Raw genomic sequence first — 18,402 nt, 5'->3', positions numbered from 1 at the left:
ATCTACCACTCTCCCTAGGTAAAAATTATGAACTTTCCATTATTGAAAGAAATCATCCAGTTATTCACATTTATTAAAGATCTGTTTTTAGGCATTCAGAAACTATTAATGCCCCCCAGATCTTTTTCTTGGCAGACGTTTATATATCTAAGTATTTTCTCTTGGGGAATTTCATATCTAGCCACCGGTATAATCAAAGATATTATTGCTTTTACGGGTTGGATATTTTTATTCACCGGAACCGCTTGGTATACAACAGATTCTCCCGTAAGAGTCCCAGGAACTTTTATGCCTGTGGGTGCTTTGTTGACAGGATTTATATTTAGTGTATTTGCCTTTGGACATGGAGAAAACGCAATCACGGTCAGAACCATAGTTTTATGGCCCACAATTGCTGCCATAATTACAGCATTACCACAGTTTTTTACGGGGGATGGCATATCGCCAAAAGCAACTCTCCCTAAGTTGGAAGTCAGACAAAAAATCATTTTGCTGCTAAGTTGGTCAATGTTAATTAGTTGCTGGTTGCAATTTAACTTTGTCACAGATAAATGGTTAAAAGAATATCCCAGTTTATCTGCACAGAGTTTTCAACGCAGCAATTTTGTAATTAAATTTGAACCAAAAGCAAGCAAACCAGAACCGGGGAATGTAATTTTAAATAGAATTGAACCACTAATTCTACAGCAAATCACTAATAGACCTTGGTCAGAAGTAGAAAGGTGGCTATTGGAGGCTAATCAACAAGTGGGTAACTTAGGAAAAATAATGATTAATAAAAACCTGCGAGAATTTGAAGAGAAGGGACTATGGAAAATCGAACCTCGTGTGGTTAATATCAAATCAGGTTACCGATTAGATCTTCTCAGTATTTGGCAAGGACCGACTGATAGTAAAAAGGGGTTTTATTTACGCAAATCTTGTTACATTGAACCAATTGCTTCCGAGTACACCACCGATAATAAAAATGTGAAGGCAAAAATTAAATGCGATCGCAAAACGAAATTTTTTAGAGGTTCGCCACCAGCACAACAGTAGGCAAAACATTCCCATGTACTTCAGAATTATCATCAATTAACAGGTGACAACTATCCCCAAGATGAACATTATTACAACCCTTGTTATAGCCAAAAGTCTACTCCAACAAGTAGTGAGAGATCGCCTTCTATATATCCTAGGTTTTTACGCAGTTATTCTTATCCCTGCTAACCAAGTGATTTTTCAATTTGCACCAGCAACCCAAGACAAAATCTTTTTGGATGCGGGTTTGGGAATAATGAACATTATCGGTTTGATTGTAGCAGTATTTATTGGTACTAGCACGATGAATCAGGAAATAGAAAAAAGGACAATCCTGACCATTCTTGCTAAACCAATTAGCCGTGGTCAATTGATTATCAGTAAATACTTAGGTTTATGTGGGGTATTGCTCTTACTTCTGACATGTATGACAATCATTTACCTAGGATTTTTGCAATTTCAGAAAATTACCTACAATCCATATACAATCATTTTAGCGGTGATATTCTTATTTTTACAGTTAAGTTTAATCACCACCGTTGCCATAACTTTGGGAGTATTCACTAGTACCTTACTAGCTACTTTCCTTTCAATTGCTATCTACTTAATAGGTAACACTACTACCGACCTAGTCAACCTGGTACGTGCGGGTGAAAACCCGTTTATTGTAAATATTGTTACTATTTTATATCTAACTCTGCCGGATTTGTCCCGCCTGGATCTAAAAAATGATGTCGTTTATGGATGGGAAGCCATACCTGACACTATCACCTTATTCAGTAATGCAGGTTATGGATTAACCTATAGTTTGATGCTATTGGCGATCGCCATTTTCATCTTTTCTCGAAAAGAATTTTAGAAGGAGTATCAAATCTGTGGACCTGTGGTATAATGGTACTGTAGTTAGTGATGTGTACATATCATGACCATAAATGATATGGATTTTAAACAGCTCCTAAAACAACAGTTACCTGCATTAATACAAGAGGATGTGGAAGTGCGGGATTTGCTGGTGAGGGCAATTTCCAGCTATTTTGCTGGAAGCTTGGAGACGGAAAGTCACTTTGATTTAGTATTGGGGGAAATACGACGGGATAGGGAAGAGCAGTCTCGCAAGTGGGATGAAAACAAACGGGAACTGGAACTTGACCGTCAGGAACAAGCTCGTAAGTGGGATGAAAACAAACGGGAACTGGAACTTGACCGTCAGGAACAAGCTCGTAAGTGGGATGAGCAAACTGGTAAATGGAATGAAAACAGACAGGAATTTGACCGAGTTATCGCAGCAATAGATCGCATGAGTCGTAAGCATGACATTGCTATTAGCGGACTCGGTTCACGGTGGGGCCTATGTTCTGAGTCCTCGTTTCGTAATGGTCTAAAAGCAATCTTAGAAGAGTCTTTTGGCGTAGAAGTTTTGAATATAGTGGAGTATGATGATCAAGGAATAGTATTTGGTAGACCAGACCAAGTGGAACTGGATTTGATTATCAGAAATGGGGAACTAATCATTTGTGAGATCAAATCATCCGTAAGCAAAGCTGACTTGTACACGTTTTACCGGAAAGTAGACTTTTATCAGCAACAACATCAAAGACAAGCTACGAGAAAGATTGTAATTTCACCCATGGTTCACCCCAGTGCCAATTCCATAGCTTCTAAATTAGGAATTGAAATTTACAGCTCTAGTGAAGATGTTTCCGCAGAATTACCCCCTTCCCCAAGTTTGTAATTGAAAGTAAACTAGTAGGAGGGTTATTACTAATAAAACACTAGCAACTGCAGCAGCATAACCGAAATCAAATTGGGCAAAAGCTTCTTGATAGGTGTAGTAAACCAACAAATTAGTAGAATTTAAAGGACCGCCACCAGTAATTACATAAACAGGCTCAAAACTGCGAAATGTGAAAATAGAAGTGGTGACAGTAGCAAAAATTAAAGTTGGTCTTAGTCCTGGCAAAGTAATATGCCAAAACTGTTGCCAGTCACCTGCTCCGTCCAGCTCTGCTGCTTCGTAAAGAGTTGATGAAATGGCTTGTAAACCAGCTAAAAAAACCACCATGTTGAAACCAATTTGCTTCCAAATACTAAACAAAATTAAAACTGGCATGGCCCAAAAAGTATCACCTAACCAAGATATGGGAGGAAACCCAAAAAACTCCAACATTCCATTTACAGGACCAGTATTCTGAAACAACCAACGAAAACCTAAACCAGCAGCAACCAAAGAAATAATAGAAGGTAAAAAATAGAAACTACGTAAAATTCCCCGCCAAGGTAGCACACGATTTAATAATACTGCTAAACCTAGGGGAATTACTAAACTGGGAATCACCGTACCCAAAGTGAAATAGGCAGTGTTAAATAAGACCTGCCAAAAATCCGAATTTAATAACAGACGCCAGTAGTTCTTCAAACCTACCCAATAAATACCCTTAGACGTAAAACTACCAGCAGTGAAACTCAGATAAAATAAATAGACAATTGGCCAAATTATAAACAAACCTAATAATACCAGCGCCGGAGCTAGAAAAGTCCAAGCAGCAATGGTATGATTATCTAAGAGTTGACTGAGGGAAAACCGCCATCTTTTCATGATAATCTTGTTAACCAGGAGAATATCAGTAACTTTATGATTCAATCTTACTCCATGAATAGCACCTCTAGTCTAATTTCCCCTGATGTTTCAGGTTACCAGTCCCATGACATAAAACCTGTAAAATTAGGAGTCATGGCCTCTGGGAATGGGAGCAATTTTGAGGTGGTTGCTCAAGCAATCAAATCGGGGGATCTTAATGCCCAAATTCAAGTTTTAATTTATAATAATCCCCTAGCAAAAGCAGCAGAAAGGGCTCTCAATCATGGAGTAGAAGCAATATTGCTCAATCATCGTCATTACCAAAAGCGAGAAGATTTGGATCGGGAAATTGTCAGCACTCTACGCCAATATCAAGTTGATTTAGTAGTTATGGCCGGTTGGATGCGTTTAGTTACCCAAGAACTAATAGATGCTTTTCCAAATCACATTATTAATATCCACCCCAGTTTATTACCTAGTTTTAAAGGTGTTAGAGCTGTAGAGCAAGCCTTAGAAGCAGGTGTAAAAATAACAGGTTGTACAGTTCACCTGCTGAGATTAGAAATGGACAGCGGTCCAATTTTGATGCAAGCTGCAGTTCCAGTATTGCCAAACGATACAGCAGAAACCCTACATGCGAGAATCCAAGTTCAGGAACACCGGATCTTACCATTGGCCATTGCTCAGGTAGCTGATAAAATCTAAAAGATTAGAAATTATAGCTTATATCCATGCCCATATTAACCAATATGCTTCTTAGTCCTATCAAGTTTGGTACTGATGGATGGCGAGGAGTAATCGCTGATGAGTTTACTTTTGAACGTCTGACTTTAGTTGCTTCCGTAGCAGCTAAAGTGTTATATAATACATATTATTCCCTGACCGGTAGCCGTACCATTGTGGTCGGATATGACCGTCGCTTTATGGCGGAAAATTTTGCCCGCGTTGTGGCTGATGCTATTAAAGCTTTAGGATTTGATGTTCTATTTAGTCAAGACTATGCACCAACACCTGCTTTTAGTTGGGCTGCTAAAGATTTTAATGCTTTGGGAGCTTTAGTGATCACAGCTAGTCATAACCCTGGCTCCTATTTGGGGTTAAAAGTCAAGAGTGCTTTTGGGGGTTCAGTCCCTCCAGAAGTTACTCAGGAAATAGAAAGATTATTAACTGTAGAATTTTCCCCAGTAGGTAATCTAGGAAAAGAAGAGACGTTTGATCCCTGGATAAGTTATTGTCAAGCATTGGCAAAGAAAGTGAATATTGAGGCAATTCAGGAAGCAATATCCTCGGATAAATTAACACTATTTGTTGATGTGATGCATGGTGCAGCAGCTAGTGGCTTGGGGAGACTATTAGGGCAAAAAGTGAAAGAAATTAATGGCAATCGAGATCCCCTATTTGGCGGAAAACCACCAGAACCTTTGCCTAAATATATTTCTGAAATTTCAGCTGAAATTAAAAATTATACAGAAATTCATCACCAACAAAATCGGTCAACATTAACGGTTGGTTTAGTATTTGATGGAGATGGCGATCGCATTGCGGCGTTGGATAGAAATGGCAATTTTCTAAGTTCTCAGATATTGATTCCAATTTTGATAGATCACCTAAAAACCAGACGCAATTTTACCGGAGAAATTGTCAAAACCGTCAGTGGGTCTGACTTAATTCCCAGTGTAGCCAGATCCCTAGGTTTATCAATATTTGAAACTGCTGTTGGTTATAAATACATTGCTGATAGAATGTTGATGACAGAAGTTTTATTAGGTGGTGAAGAATCCGGGGGGATTGGTTATGGTAGCCACATTCCTGAGCGGGATGCTCTATTATCTGCATTGTACGTATTAGAAGCAGTTGTGGATTCTGGTTTAGATTTGGGTGAATATTATCAGCAATTACAGGAAAAGAATAATTTCTTCTCTGCTTATGATCGGATAGATTTACCATTGGCAAGTATGCAGATCCGCGATAGATTACTACAACAACTAAAAACTCAGAAATTAACAGAAATTGCCGGTAAAAAAGTCATTGATTGTCAGACCATAGATGGTTATAAATTTCGTCTTGCGGATGAAAGTTGGTTGATGATTCGATTTAGTGGCACTGAACCAGTTTTAAGACTTTACTGTGAAGCATCTACCATAGAACAAGTTCACCAAACATTAAATTGGGCAAAAACCTGGGCAGAATCAAATTAACATTTACCAACATTTACTAGTACAATGAAAAAAACACTTGTGGTAGGGACGGGAAATCTGGGAAAATTAAGGGAAATGGAGGCTTATTTATCCGATTCTGGTTGGGAACTAACTCCCAAACCCCCTGATTTAGATGTGGATGAAACTGGAACCACCTTTGCTGAAAACGCCTGCTTGAAAGCTGTTGAGGTTGCAAAATATACATCTCAATGGGCGATCGCAGATGATTCTGGTTTATCGGTAGATTGGTTAAATGGTGCGCCTGGTGTATATTCTGCTCGGTATGGAAACACCGATGGGGAAAGGATTGGGCGGTTATTGCGAGAATTAGGAAATACAGAGAACCGACGAGCAGAATTTATCTGCGCCATAGCTGTTGCTAACCCTCAGGGGGAAATTATTTTCCAGTCTGAGGGTAGTTGTGAGGGAGAAATTCTGTATGAAGTGAGGGGAGAGGGGGGGTTTGGTTACGATCCGATTTTTTATGTTCCGGAAAAAAAATTGACCTTTGCTCAAATGTCACCGGAGTTGAAAAAAAGCATTAGTCACCGGGGTCATGCTCTGAGACAGATAATTCCCCAGTTGCTTGGAGTCGACTAATTTCCCCCGAACTCTAATTTAACGCAGGATCTTGAGTCTTAGTTTCTTCTTTCCTTTTATCGGACTGTTGTTCAGTGGATTGTTGAACTTGTTGCAAGTGAATGCTATTGACTTGGCTAATGAATAGTTCTACAGCTTGACTGGCTTTTTGTTGTTGTTCTAGGTCACCAACAACATCATAACAACGATATGCGGGTGTGATTCCTAAAATGAATTTTTCTTGTTCTGCTTCTAATAACTCTACAATTGTATTGGCTGTAACCCAATTTTTTTGAAAGGGAAAAGATGTAACAATGCTAGCGACAATAGATGCTACTGCAGGACAAATGACAGGTAGCCACTTCAACCAGGGTTGTCCGGTTTCTAGCTTATCAACCAGGACTAAAATTGGTGTGACACCTGAAAGAATTACCGTGGAAATTTGTAAGACATAGTAAAGAGATCTGGCTATATTCCTGGTTTTTTTATAGTCATTGATCAAATCTTGACAATATTCGAGAGCTTTAGCCCTTGCAGGGACAATAGTGTTATGTTCCAAGGAATTGCTATTCTGTAACAGGGATGTGTAAAGTTCAGCTTTTTTGGTGAATTCGTTTTTCTTGGCTTGTTTTTCCGCTGCACCTACTGAGTTTCTGTTGATAAGAAACAGCAAAATGGCTACTGCGGAAGCTCCAATTCCAGCTAGCAAGTAGGGCTGATTATTAGAGTCGAAATAAATGATTAGCGCTGCACCAATAAAAACAGCAGCTAACAGATAATCAATCAGTTTTAAAAACAACAACATTTTTGCAAAAGGTCAGGAAAATAAATTTGGATGTAGGCAATTATGACTCAACTTCTAATTGAGTCGATTTGCGGGAAAACACGGTTTTCCCGCAACAACCACACCATGTTAACCTAGTCTTTGCCAATATGTCCATTTTTAACCTGATATTTAACAATAAATAATATATGGTCTTATGTCATCAATTATTTAAAAAAAGTTTAGAAAAAGTATTTTTAAAAAAAGTTAAATTCAATTAACACATAATTGAATATGTTACAATGGAACCGTTACAGCAATTTCAGATGACGAACTGCTCCTATTATAGAGTCAGTTACAGCTCATTTGGTGCATCTGGATTACTCAATAGATGACTAGATAAGTAGTATAAAATGAACATCTAATCTCTTTAAATTACTGATTTTCGCGCTTTTGACCAAGCAATATTTGAGTTCAAACCAGGCATGAATTTCCTGATTAGTATAAATTGATGCTTATATAAGGCAGTAAACAATCAGCCCTCAACCTACCAGAAAGAAAATACAAATTTCAACCGAATTTCTGAGATATCCTTATATATGATAGAGATTGACTCAGAAAAGTAGAATGAAACTGGCAGCAAGAGTAGGTCAGGTAACACCCTCCATTACCCTGGCTATTACAGCTAAAGCTAAGGGTATGAGAACAGAGGGTATAGATGTTTGTAGCTTCAGCGCTGGAGAGCCGGATTTTGATACTCCAGCTCACGTTAGAGATGCAGCTATAAAAGCTTTAAAAGAGGGCAAAACCAAATACGGTCCGGCCGCTGGTGAGCCAAATCTAAGAGAAGCTATTGCTAACAAGCTAAAAAGCGATAATGGTTTAGACTATAAACCAGAAAACGTCTTGGTTACTAATGGGGGTAAACATTCCCTATATAATCTCATGATGGCATTAATTGAACCAGGAGATGAGGTAATTATCCCTGCTCCCTATTGGTTGAGTTATCCAGAAATGGTTACTTTAGCAGGTGGTAGGTCAGTAATTGTACCAACCTATGCTGATAATGGCTATAAAATTAGTGCCCAACAGCTCAAACAAGCTATTACCTCAAAAACTAAGTTATTTGTCCTTAATTCCCCTTCTAACCCCACCGGGATGGTGTACACATTAGAAGAAATTCGAGATCTAGCTCAGGTGATTGTGGAGGCGGATATTTTTGTGGTTTCTGATGAAATTTACGAAAAGATTCTCTATGATGGCTCACAACATGTTAGTATTGGCTCCCTAGGTGAGGAAATTTTTTCCAAGACTTTAATTAGTAATGGCTTTGCTAAGGGTTATTCCATGACTGGTTGGCGTTTAGGTTATTTGGCAGGACCCTTGGAAATTATTAAAGCTGCTACTACTATTCAAGGACATAGTACTTCTAATGTCTGTACTTTTGCTCAATATGGTGCGATCGCTGCTCTGGAAGGTTCACAAGACTGTGTAGAGGAAATGCGTCAAGCTTTTGCTCAACGTCGTCAGGTTATGTATGACGGCATCAACTCTATTCCTGGGTTGACTTGTGCGCGACCTGATGGGGCTTTTTATTTATTTCCCGACATCAGTAAAACCGGTTTAAGGTCTCTGGAGTTTTGCGATGCTTTATTAGAATCCCATCAAGTTGCTGTTATTCCAGGGATAGCTTTCGGAGCTGATAACAACATCCGGTTTTCTTATGCTACAGATATGACTACAATTAAGAAAGGAGTGGAAAGACTAGACAAGTTTGTTCGCTCCCTCTCCTAGTTTTACAATATAGCTGTAGCCACCTGCACCGGGTAAGGGATAAACCCTTTCCTGAGCGCTGGCTAAAGCTATAAATTAATACATCTTACTAATATGATTCACATAATGCAAATTATCCTGTATGGTAAACCTGGTTGTCATCTTTGTGAGGGATTAATAGAAAAGTTAGAACAAATAACCCATCACAATAGTAAAAGTAGTAATAAAGATGCTAATATCAGTTTTACTTTAGAAGTGCGTGATATTACCACCCGTGAAGATTGGTTTGCCGCCTATCAGTATGAAATTCCCGTGTTGTTTCTATGGCGTGGAGAAACAGAGTATTTGCAATCTGTGCCCCGTCCTTCTCCCCGTGCAAGTGTTCAGCAATTAGAGAACTTGTTATTAACCACGGCTAGTAAGTTGTTGATCTTAGCAGATCAGGAGAGATGAATATTCCAATAAAACACAGAAGATGGAATTGCCAGTTGCCAATTCGTTAGGTACTGTGGTTAAAATCGTGCAAAATAGACACAAGACATCTGCCAGATCTTTTCGCGATGAGGTATGAGATAATGAATTTAAGAGAATTATTGGCTGTTATTGATGGCGTGGAATACCAGGGTAAAGATGTGGAAGTTCGGGGGGTCAAAACCAATTCCCACGCTTGTGGTGAGGGGGATTTATTTATTGGCATACCTGGAACCAGGGTTGATGGAGGCGAGTTCTGGCCTAGTGCTTTAGCTGCTGGTGCGGTTGCGGCCATTATCTCCCCACAAGCAGCATCCAAAACTCCCCCTACCTCAGATGCTCTCGTAATCACTGCTACCAGTCTTAATAAGGTCTGTGCCCAGGTTTGTGCAGCTTTTTATGGCTATCCAGCGGAAAAACTGCAAATCGTTGGCGTAACTGGGACTAATGGCAAAACTACTACTACCCATTTAATTGAGTATTTTCTCAATCAAGCTAATTTGCCAGCGGCTTTACTCGGTACTCTTTATACTCGATGGCCTGGGTTTTCTCAAGTTGCTAACCATACCACTCCCTTTGCAATTGACTTACAGCACAATCTGGCTCAAGCTGTTGATGCTGGTTGTCAGTTGGGGATTATGGAGGTTAGTTCCCACTCCCTAGTCCAAGATAGGGTTTTTGGCTGTCCCTTTGAGGTTTCTGTATTTACCAATCTTACTCAAGATCATCTTGATTATCACCAGGATATGGAAGATTATTTTCGAGCTAAGGCTTTGTTATTTACTCCTGACTATCTTCAAGGAAGAGCAGTTATTAATATTGATGATCACTATGGACAACGTTTAACTATTGGTTTGGATAAACAGCAGCTTTGGACATACAGCATTAATAATACTAGTGCCGATTTCTGGGTGAGTGATCTGAATTATCAACCTCATGGTGTCAGCGGTATTTTACATACTCCCGAGGGTAATTCCCCTTTTAGCTCCCCCCTGGTGGGACAGTATAACTTAGAAAATCTTTTGGCAGCTGTAGCTGCGGTTCTACATCTGGGGTTGGATTTGGAAACTGTGGTAGATTATATACCTAATTTTCCAGGTGTCCCTGGCAGAATGGAACGAATTCAAATCAATCCTCACCAGGATATTAGCGTTATTGTGGATTATGCTCATACACCTGATAGTTTGGAGAATTTACTTAAAGCGGCTCGTCCATTTATACCGGGAAGAATGATTTGCGTCTTTGGCTGTGGAGGGGATAGGGATAAAACAAAACGTCCAAAAATGGGTAGAATTGCAGCGGATTTGGCAGATGTGGTCGTGGTAACCTCTGATAATCCACGCACTGAAAACCCAGATGCAATATTAGAAGATATCCTGACGGGTATGCCCGAGGATGTGTCAAGACTGGTAATTGGCGATCGCGCTAGAGCTATTCATACTGCTATACTGGAAGCTCAACCAGGTGATGGTGTATTATTAGCAGGTAAAGGTCACGAAGATTATCAAATTCTCGGGACGGAAAAAATCCATTTTGATGATAGAGAACAAGCTCGTGATGCCTTACATTTAAGAGCAGCTCAGAATAGCTAAATTTGCAATGATGTTACTTTAGGGGTAAATATGCCAAGAACACAGAAAAACGATAATTTTGTTGACAAGTCTTTTACCGTTATGGCAGATTTAATCCTGAAACTTCTGCCAACTAATAAAAAGGCTAAAGAGGCTTTTGTTTACTATCGAGATGGCATGTCAGCACAGGCTGAAGGGGAATATGCCGAAGCACTAGAATATTACGAAGAGGCTCTATCTTTAGAAGAAGATACAAATGATAAAAGTTTTATCTTGTACAACATGGGGCTGATATATGCCAGCAATGGAGACCATGATCAAGCTCTGGATTTCTATCATAAAGCCATTGATTTGAATCCTCGGTTACCTCAGGCCTTAAATAACATCGCTGTGATCTATCACTACAAGGGCGAAAAAGCAAAGGAAGAAGGTGACAACGATGGTGGAGAAGCACTATTTGACCAGGCCGCAGACTATTGGATCCGGGCAATTCGTCTGGCCCCTAATAACTACATTGAAGCCCAAAACTGGTTGAAAACTACCGGGCGATCGCAAATTGATGTATTCTTTTAACCAATAACCAAATTTTAAATAACCAATTATTTATTGCTAAAACATGATTGATCGCGAACAGGTCCGTAAAGTAGCCAACCTAGCTCGGCTAGAATTAACAGCAGAGGAGGAGGAACAATTCACCTTCCAGCTGGGAAGCATTTTGGAGTATGTAGAACAACTGGGGGAACTTGATGTTAGCAACGTCCCTCCTACCACCAGGGCCATTGACTTGAGCAATGTGACTAGGGAAGACAAACTACAACCCTACCTGGACAGAGAGGCCATACTTAGAAGTGCTCCCCAACAGGAGGGTGACTTTTTCAAAGTTCCCAAAATCCTCAATGGGGAGTAAAGACCTAAAAAAATTGCCGAAGGACATAACCTGAACTAGGACAGGAAGTACCAACGGCGATTTTATTGTTTTTAAAAAGACTAGAACAGTTTAAGTCTACTGATAAGAAGCCTGCTCGGCTTCTAATTGGCGAATTAGACTCTCGTCACCTTTTGTTCTTGCTGCTTCCAGTCGGTGCTCAAGATTTTTGAGTATATTTTGTCTGTGTACTTGTTCAGCCTTTTTAGCTGCTTGTGATCTAGAATTAATCATTTATGTGACCTCTTGTCTTCAATTCGGACAGTAGATTTTAACCGCTCAAACCCAACATTCCGTAACCTAAATTACAGAAAAATAATATAATATCTGAAACTGGGGGTCAAGATATATAAGGTAAAGAAATGTTGCGGAGCATTCTTGGATTGAGAGCAGTTTCTCACCCGAGGAATAAAATTTAGGTGCTGGGCGGTTAAACTGGCCTTGCTTACTAGAAATAGTTGTCGTAAAATTAAGTAGTCCTCTATGTTAGAGACGGCTTTTTGGTACAATATTGTGTGGAAATAGTCCAGGTTAAATATCTCTAGAATGGGGATTAAACACGGTGCAGGGGAAGCAAGCTGTGCAAATCGCGCTCGATTATTACCGAATCTTAGGACTCCCATTGGCTGCAACCGAGGAGCAACTCCGTCAGGCCTATAATGATCGCATTTTACAACTGCCACAACGGGAATATTCTACCTTGGCAATAGCTGCTCGCAAGCGAATCCTGGAACAAGCCTACATGGTTCTCTCAGATCCGAGAGAGCGTAGTAAATACGATCAAGCATATCTAGCATACGCATACGATCAGACAAAAATAGAGATAGCATCCGAGGACAATGGGGAAACAGGTAACCAAAATCATAATCCTCAACCCCTAACTATAGACGTTGCCAAAGAAAACTTAGTTGGTGCCTTAGTACTACTTCAAGAGTTGGGTGAATATGAGTTGGTACTAAGATTAGGTCAGCCATACTTGACGAATAGGGTCCCAGGTAAGTCTGATCGTCACTCTCAAAGGCGTACGTTAACCAATGCTGATGAATTGCCAGACGTTATTCTAACGGTTGCTTTGTCTTGTCTGGAATTAGGAAGGGAACAATGGCAACAAAGCAATTATGAGAACGCTGCCATATCCCTAGAAACAGGGGAGGAACTGCTCCTGCGGGAGGGAATGTTTACTAGTGTGCAAGGGGAAATTACAGCGGACGTATGCAGGCTCAGACCTTATAGAATTTTGGATCTATTGGCTCTACCGATGGAGCGGACTAAGGATCGTCATCAAGGTTGGGAATTGCTACAAAATATTCTCGACCAAAGAGGTGGCATTGATGGCGTGGGGAATGATCAAACAGGTTTGAATGTGGACGATTTTCTCCGGTTTATTCAACAGCTACGACACCACTTAACGGTATCGGAACAACATAAACTTTTTGAATCTGAAAGTAAAAGACCTTCTACCGTAGCAACCTACTTATTTGTTTACGCACTAATCGCTAAAGGATTTTGCCAAAGGCAACCAGCTTTGATTCGTCAAGCCAAGCAAATTTTGCTTCCTTTAGCTAAACGTCAAGATGTACATCTAGAACAAGCTTTGTGTGCTTTACTACTGGGACAAACGGAAGAAGCAACCCGTGTTTTAGAACTAAGTCGGGAATATGAACAATTGACCATAATTAGACAGCAGTCTCAGGATTCACCAGATTTGTTACCGGGACTGTGTTTGTACTGCGAGCAGTGGTTAGATCAAGAGGTATTTCCCCATTTTCGAGACTTAGGTAAACAGCAAGCTTCCTTAAAAGATTATTTTGCTGACAAACAGGTACAAGCATACTTAGAGCAATTACCAGCAGATCCATATACAACCGAGGAAGTAAGGACAGTCAACAGTCAGGTTGGTTCACTATCAGGGATTGGCATTCCCCATACTAGCTTTAGAGAAGATGAACACCTACCTATTGTGAGTTCCTCCCAAGACCTAGAGGAATGGAAGGAACCTAAGATGGAGGTAGCTTCTCAAATTTCCACTGCGCATCCACAGGAGAGGGGAAAACAGTGGAAGATCTCAGGATATAGTCACAACTCTCATGGTTTCCTTGCACAGGAGGGAACAAACCAATCTAGTAAATATAAACATCGTAGACGAGGTTCAACTGGTATTCAAGAAGAACAGGTAGAAGAGAAACCTTCACATAATCGTTCACATAATAAGTATAGACAAAATTTCACTCGTAAATTTCCTGATTTAACCCGATTAAATATATTTTTTCTAATAGGGGGCATATTAGGGCTGTGGGTTTTAATACCTGCGATTTGGGGGAGGTTAAACAGTACAATGGTAGACCAGCCAAATTTACAGGGAGGAAAACTTGTGGTACAGTTGAATCAACCAACCGTTGTTATACCTACACTCTCGCCTCAACCAGCACCACCATCCGGACAACTCACAAAGGCGATCGCTCAAACACTAATTGAAACCTGGTTATCGACGAAAGCAGCAGCGATGGGTCCCAATCATGAGATCAAAAGATTAGACAAGATTTTAATAGATCCAGCCCTATCCCAATGGCAATCTATAGTTAAACAGGATATGGCTATAAAGCGCCATCGTAAGTATAAACATGAAGTGAAAATAGAACTTGTTCGTCAGGAGGGAAATACCTCGAACAATGCGTTAGTGGAAGCTACGGTTAAAGAAATCACCGATTTTTACCGAGGGGGAAATCGCCAGACATCTGGTCGAGAAGCATTGCGAGTTAGATATGATTTGAACCGCCAGCAAAACTCTTGGCGCATCCGCAATATGACCATAGTGAAATCCTAAAGATAAAATTGTGAGCGAGGATTGTAAAGGTTAGCCATCCGTTAAAATAGTTAGACAGCAGTGAACCAAAATCAACCGGGTTTTAGAGTTTTCCACACCAATAGACTTAATTAAAATATGAACGCTACACAACAAAAACTGAAACTGAAACTACAGCAAGCATTAGTGGCTAGATTTGGGGAAGATTATATGCAGGTAGATCCCATTTTAGTAGCAGCAAGTAATCCTAAATTTGGTGATTTTCAGGCCAATGTGGCATTATCCCTGAGTAAAAAATTGGGAATGCAGCCCAGGGCTATTGCTACATCCATAGTAGAGGAATTAGACGTATCAGATATGTGTGAAGTACCAGAAATTGCTGGACCTGGATTCATTAATCTAAAATTACAAACATCCTATTTAGAATCACAACTGAATGCCATTAAAACAGATCCCCGTTTAGGAGTTACTAGAGTGGATCAACCTGAAAAGCAGATAGTTGATTTTTCCAGTCCAAACATAGCTAAAGAAATGCACGTTGGACATTTGCGTTCCACCATTATTGGTGATTGTATTGCCAGAATTTTAGAGTTTCGTGGTCATCAGGTATTAAGACTAAATCATGTAGGTGATTGGGGGACACAATTTGGCATGTTAATTGCCTATTTACGTGAGGTGTATCCACAAGCGCTTACCACTGCCAATGTTCTAAATATAGGAGATTTAGTCAGTTTTTATCGTCAAGCCAAGCAGAGATTTGATGCAGATGCAACTTTTCAAGAAAGAGCACGTCAAGAGGTAGTTAAACTACAAGCGGGAGCAGAAGATACAACTCATGCATGGAAGTTATTGTGTGCACAATCACGTAAAGAATTTCAGACAATTTACGACCTGTTAGATATTAAAATAATTGAAAGAGGAGAATCATTTTATAATCCCTTTCTATCAAAAATAGTGGAGGATTTAGAAACAGCAGGACTCGTAGAAGAAAATCAAGGAGCAAAATGCGTTTTCCTGGAAGGATTTACCAATAGAGAAGGGGAAGCACTACCATTAATCGTACAGAAATCAGATGGTGGTTATAACTACGCGACAACAGATTTAGCAGCATTACTTTACCGTATTCGGGAAGATCAAGCTAAAAGGATAATTTACGTTACCGATGCGGGACAAGCAAATCACTTTGCCCAATTTTTTCAAGTTGCTCAAAAAGCTGGGTGGATACCCGCTGATGTAGAATTGGTTCACATTCCCTTTGGGTTAGTCTTGGGTGAAGATGGCAAAAAATTCAAAACCCGTTCTGGAGACACGGTAAGATTAAAAGACCTATTGGATGAAGCAGTTTTCCGCGCTCGCACAGATTTAGAAGCTAGATTACAACAAGAAGGTAGACAAGAAACCCCGGAATTTATCCAGAACGTGGCTCAAACAGTTGGAATAAGCGCGGTAAAATATGCAGACTTGAGTCAAAATCGTACCAGTAGCTATGTTTTTAGTTATGATAAGATGCTTTCTTTAAAAGGCAATACAGCACCATATATGCTATATGCTTATGTGCGAACTCAGGGTATTAGTCGAGAAGGTAAAATTGACTTTGAAAATTTGGCTCCCGATGCCAAAATTATTCTTCAAGAAGAGACAGAGTTAGCCCTAGCCAAGAATTTATTACAATTAGATGAGATTCTTTACCAGGTAGAGCAGGATTTATTGCCCAATCGTCTATGTGATTATTTGTATAATCTCAGCGAAAAATTTAATAAGTTCTATGACAGGTGTCCAGTGCTTAAAGCAGAAGACCCAATTAGAACTTCCAGATTGATGTTATGCTACCTAACAGCAAAAACCCTGCGACTGGGACTGAATTTACTAGGAATTAAGGTGATTGAAAGAATCTAAAAACTCTAAAATGTCTATACACAGAGAAAAATGAAACCATTGGTTATCAAAACGCTCATTACATCCCTGGGGTTACTATTATTCAACCCCTATCCAGCATCAGCACAACTCATTCCCGAACCTTGGGTAGCAGTGGGATCTAGGGATAGCACCATCACCTACGCGGGGGGTGTCAAGGTTTTTGGTTTTGGTTTAGAAGTGGGGACTGGTAAAGATGGTGTTACCGGTGCTGACCTTCTCAAGTTTATTAATCTGCCATTTATATCTCCATACGTCGGAGTTGGTTATTATTCAACTAACAAGGAAGTGTCTCTTTCCGGTGGCGTCCACGTGGAAACAAGTAAACACATTTTTATCGGAGCGGGATATAATTCCATTCGGGGATTTAACGGACAAATAGGGATTAAACTTTAACTGGATCTTTACTGAACTCTAACTGAATAGTTGAGTGGAAACCATATCTCATGTTATACTACCCTGAGTAGTTTAACGTCGCCATAACTCTCATGCAGGATCAAGTTCAGAATCGACTCAAGGATCAAGTTATAGTCATCGTTGGTGCTACTGGTGGTATTGGTTCAGCTTTAACCCGTAAATTAGCATCTACTGGAGCAAGGTTGGTCCTATCTAGTAGGGATGGGATAAGGTTACAAAACCTGGTGAGCGATTTATCATCGGAATCACTGGTAGTACCAACGGATATTACTCAACCAGAACAGGTCGAAGCACTAATACAAACAACCATAGCCAATTTTGGTAAAATTGATGTTTTGGTCAATGCAGCAGGACTAGGAATTCTTAAAGCATATAATAACATACAACCGGAGGAGTTAAATCGAATTCTGGATTTGAACTTGAAGGGTTGTTTCTATACTTGTCAAGCAGCTGCCAAGGAAATGCAAAAACGTAAATTTGGTCATATTTGTAATGTAGTAGGTATATTAGGTAAACATTCAATGCCCATGGCAGCGGCTTACTCTGCTTCCAAATTTGGTGTGGTGGGATTTAGCAAGTCCATGGCGGAAGAATTAAAGCGATTTGGTGTCAAGTTTACATTGTTTTATTTTGGTGGGATAGATTCTCCTTTTTGGGATCATGTCAGCATGAAGGTAGATAGAACAAAAATGTTAAGTTGTGAAACCGCAGCCAATGCAATTTTTTATGCTTTATCATTAGAACCTCAAGCAGTACCAATGGAAATTAATATTCAACCTGATAGTCATTTATTTTTCTAGGGGGATTCTTGACAAACTTAGGTGCTATTAAGTGGGGAGCCACAATTATTTGTAGGATGGGTCGAGTGACTAGACCCATGTGGGCGTCGGGTTTCATACTTCAACCCAACCTACGTTCATCTTATATTTAATTCCACCCACCTACTTACATAATTCCATGCTAAGCAAAAGTCTTTAATCAATAAAAACTAATATGATGCAAATTGATCATGTTCACTTTTATGTAGAAAATGCCCACAGGTGGCGAGATTGGTTTGTCAACAATTTAGGTTTTCAACAAGTTCCCCTGTGGGGAACTTTTTTCGATTTGATAAATCACCAAAAATTGCGTGATACTGATACCCAAGTGGTGAGAAGCTTACCGGGTGACAAGGGGGTTGAAGATGAGATGTGGCAATAATTTGAGAAAATAAGGGGGTAAAAAAATAGGGGCAAGGGAGCCCCAAAACAACAAAATGTTACCACAATCATATCACAAAATTTTCCGAAAGCATTTGAGTGAACAGCAGTATTTGACATTGGAGATATTGTTATTATTGATACAAGCTTATCGCCAAGTAAAACTGTCAAAATTGGCGAGTTTGTTTCCC

The 18,402-nt window shown here is 39.8% G+C and carries 19 protein-coding genes and 1 pseudogene; 17 read left to right on the top strand and 3 right to left on the bottom strand.

The annotated features are described in order from the left end of the window. Nucleotides 1-27 precede the first annotated feature (27 nt). The 3 genes from fraD to ASL19_RS02115 all read left to right on the top strand — a co-directional run bounded on the left by fraD (nt 28) and on the right by ASL19_RS02115 (nt 2,752). Nucleotides 28-1,038 carry a septal junction protein FraD gene (fraD, locus tag ASL19_RS02125; protein WP_057177094.1) on the top strand — a complete coding sequence of 337 codons (1,011 nt, stop codon included), beginning with the start codon at nt 28-30 and terminating at the stop codon, nt 1,036-1,038. Between the two features lie 61 nt (nt 1,039-1,099). Continuing rightward, entirely contained in the window at nt 1,100-1,879 is a 780-nt protein-coding gene (locus tag ASL19_RS02120) for an ABC transporter permease (protein WP_057177093.1), read from the top strand. Between the two features lie 63 nt (nt 1,880-1,942). Beyond that, a complete protein-coding gene (locus ASL19_RS02115) occupies nt 1,943-2,752 on the top strand; it encodes a PD-(D/E)XK nuclease family protein (protein ID WP_057177092.1) in 810 nt (269 codons plus the stop codon). On the opposite strand, the gene ASL19_RS02110 is transcribed toward ASL19_RS02115, so the two are convergent. After that, nucleotides 2,729-3,616, bottom strand: coding sequence for a carbohydrate ABC transporter permease (locus tag ASL19_RS02110; RefSeq protein WP_057177104.1), 888 nt, complete (start codon nt 3,614-3,616; stop codon nt 2,729-2,731). The two genes, ASL19_RS02115 and ASL19_RS02110, sit on opposite strands and share 24 nt — an antisense overlap. Nucleotides 3,617-3,652: 36 nt before the next feature. Here ASL19_RS02110 and purN point away from each other — a divergent pair, with 36 nt between their 5' ends. Genes purN through rdgB form a run of 3 tightly spaced genes read left to right on the top strand, consistent with a single transcriptional unit; the run spans nt 3,653 to nt 6,396 of the window. Then, nucleotides 3,653-4,303 carry a phosphoribosylglycinamide formyltransferase gene (gene purN, locus ASL19_RS02105; RefSeq protein WP_057177091.1) on the top strand — a complete coding sequence of 217 codons (651 nt, stop codon included), beginning with the start codon at nt 3,653-3,655 and terminating at the stop codon, nt 4,301-4,303. 26 nt (nt 4,304-4,329) lie between these two features. Next, nucleotides 4,330-5,796, top strand: a complete 1,467-nt coding sequence (locus ASL19_RS02100; RefSeq protein WP_057177090.1) for a phosphoglucomutase/phosphomannomutase family protein — start codon at nt 4,330-4,332, stop codon at nt 5,794-5,796. Nucleotides 5,797-5,820: 24 nt separating this feature from the next. Beyond that, nucleotides 5,821-6,396, top strand: coding sequence for an RdgB/HAM1 family non-canonical purine NTP pyrophosphatase (gene rdgB, locus ASL19_RS02095; RefSeq protein WP_057177089.1), 576 nt, complete (start codon nt 5,821-5,823; stop codon nt 6,394-6,396). 13 nt (nt 6,397-6,409) lie between these two features. Here the strand turns inward: rdgB and ASL19_RS02090 are convergent, their stop codons facing one another. Beyond that, nucleotides 6,410-7,180, bottom strand: a complete 771-nt coding sequence (locus ASL19_RS02090) for a DUF4231 domain-containing protein (protein WP_057177088.1) — start codon at nt 7,178-7,180, stop codon at nt 6,410-6,412. Between the two features lie 585 nt (nt 7,181-7,765). Here ASL19_RS02090 and ASL19_RS02085 point away from each other — a divergent pair. The 5 genes from ASL19_RS02085 (at nt 7,766) to gatC (ending at nt 11,860) form a co-directional block, all read left to right on the top strand. Beyond that, nucleotides 7,766-8,932 carry a pyridoxal phosphate-dependent aminotransferase gene (locus ASL19_RS02085; protein ID WP_057177087.1) on the top strand — a complete coding sequence of 389 codons (1,167 nt, stop codon included), beginning with the start codon at nt 7,766-7,768 and terminating at the stop codon, nt 8,930-8,932. A gap of 105 nt (nt 8,933-9,037) precedes the next feature. Beyond that, complete coding sequence (locus tag ASL19_RS02080) at nt 9,038-9,364, top strand: glutaredoxin family protein (RefSeq protein WP_057177086.1); 327 nt, start codon at nt 9,038-9,040, stop codon at nt 9,362-9,364. A gap of 122 nt (nt 9,365-9,486) precedes the next feature. Beyond that, nucleotides 9,487-10,974, top strand: coding sequence for a UDP-N-acetylmuramoyl-L-alanyl-D-glutamate--2,6-diaminopimelate ligase (locus ASL19_RS02075; RefSeq protein WP_057177085.1), 1,488 nt, complete (start codon nt 9,487-9,489; stop codon nt 10,972-10,974). 30 nt (nt 10,975-11,004) lie between these two features. Beyond that, nucleotides 11,005-11,526 (top strand): photosystem I assembly protein Ycf3, encoded by a 522-nt coding sequence (locus ASL19_RS02070; protein ID WP_006276872.1) that lies wholly within the window; start codon nt 11,005-11,007, stop codon nt 11,524-11,526. Nucleotides 11,527-11,569: 43 nt separating this feature from the next. Then, nucleotides 11,570-11,860 (top strand): Asp-tRNA(Asn)/Glu-tRNA(Gln) amidotransferase subunit GatC, encoded by a 291-nt coding sequence (gatC, locus tag ASL19_RS02065; RefSeq protein WP_006276871.1) that lies wholly within the window; start codon nt 11,570-11,572, stop codon nt 11,858-11,860. Between the two features lie 96 nt (nt 11,861-11,956). Here the strand turns inward: gatC and ASL19_RS18070 are convergent, their stop codons facing one another. Beyond that, nucleotides 11,957-12,112: a hypothetical protein gene (locus ASL19_RS18070; RefSeq protein WP_006276870.1), complete on the bottom strand. Its 156-nt coding sequence runs from the start codon at nt 12,110-12,112 to the stop codon at nt 11,957-11,959. 328 nt (nt 12,113-12,440) lie between these two features. Here ASL19_RS18070 and ASL19_RS02060 point away from each other — a divergent pair, with 328 nt between their 5' ends. The 6 genes and pseudogenes from ASL19_RS02060 to ASL19_RS18425 form a co-directional block, all read left to right on the top strand. Next, nucleotides 12,441-14,702, top strand: coding sequence for an IMS domain-containing protein (locus ASL19_RS02060; RefSeq protein WP_082604639.1), 2,262 nt, complete (start codon nt 12,441-12,443; stop codon nt 14,700-14,702). Between the two features lie 117 nt (nt 14,703-14,819). Continuing rightward, nucleotides 14,820-16,577 carry an arginine--tRNA ligase gene (gene argS, locus ASL19_RS02055; protein WP_057177084.1) on the top strand — a complete coding sequence of 586 codons (1,758 nt, stop codon included), beginning with the start codon at nt 14,820-14,822 and terminating at the stop codon, nt 16,575-16,577. 30 nt (nt 16,578-16,607) lie between these two features. After that, on the top strand, nt 16,608-16,991 hold the full coding sequence (locus ASL19_RS02050) for a hypothetical protein (protein WP_006276867.1): 384 nt from the start codon (nt 16,608-16,610) through the stop codon (nt 16,989-16,991). A 92-nt stretch (nt 16,992-17,083) separates the two neighbouring features. Further along, the gene (locus tag ASL19_RS02045) at nt 17,084-17,812 is read left to right on the top strand and encodes an SDR family oxidoreductase (protein ID WP_006276866.1); all 729 of its coding nucleotides are present in this window, start codon (nt 17,084-17,086) and stop codon (nt 17,810-17,812) included. A gap of 193 nt (nt 17,813-18,005) precedes the next feature. Beyond that, nucleotides 18,006-18,212 carry a hypothetical protein gene (locus ASL19_RS02040; protein WP_072149071.1) on the top strand — a complete coding sequence of 69 codons (207 nt, stop codon included), beginning with the start codon at nt 18,006-18,008 and terminating at the stop codon, nt 18,210-18,212. 55 nt (nt 18,213-18,267) lie between these two features. Then, nucleotides 18,268-18,402 (top strand): annotated as a pseudogene (locus tag ASL19_RS18425) (IS4 family transposase); the annotation flags it as partial.

The organism is Cylindrospermopsis sp. CR12 (assembly GCF_001432185.1).
In the GTDB taxonomy this organism is placed as follows: domain Bacteria; phylum Cyanobacteriota; class Cyanobacteriia; order Cyanobacteriales; family Nostocaceae; genus Raphidiopsis; species Raphidiopsis raciborskii.
Note: the sequence above shows the minus strand (reverse complement) of the source record. Positions and strands in the feature narration are given on the sequence as shown.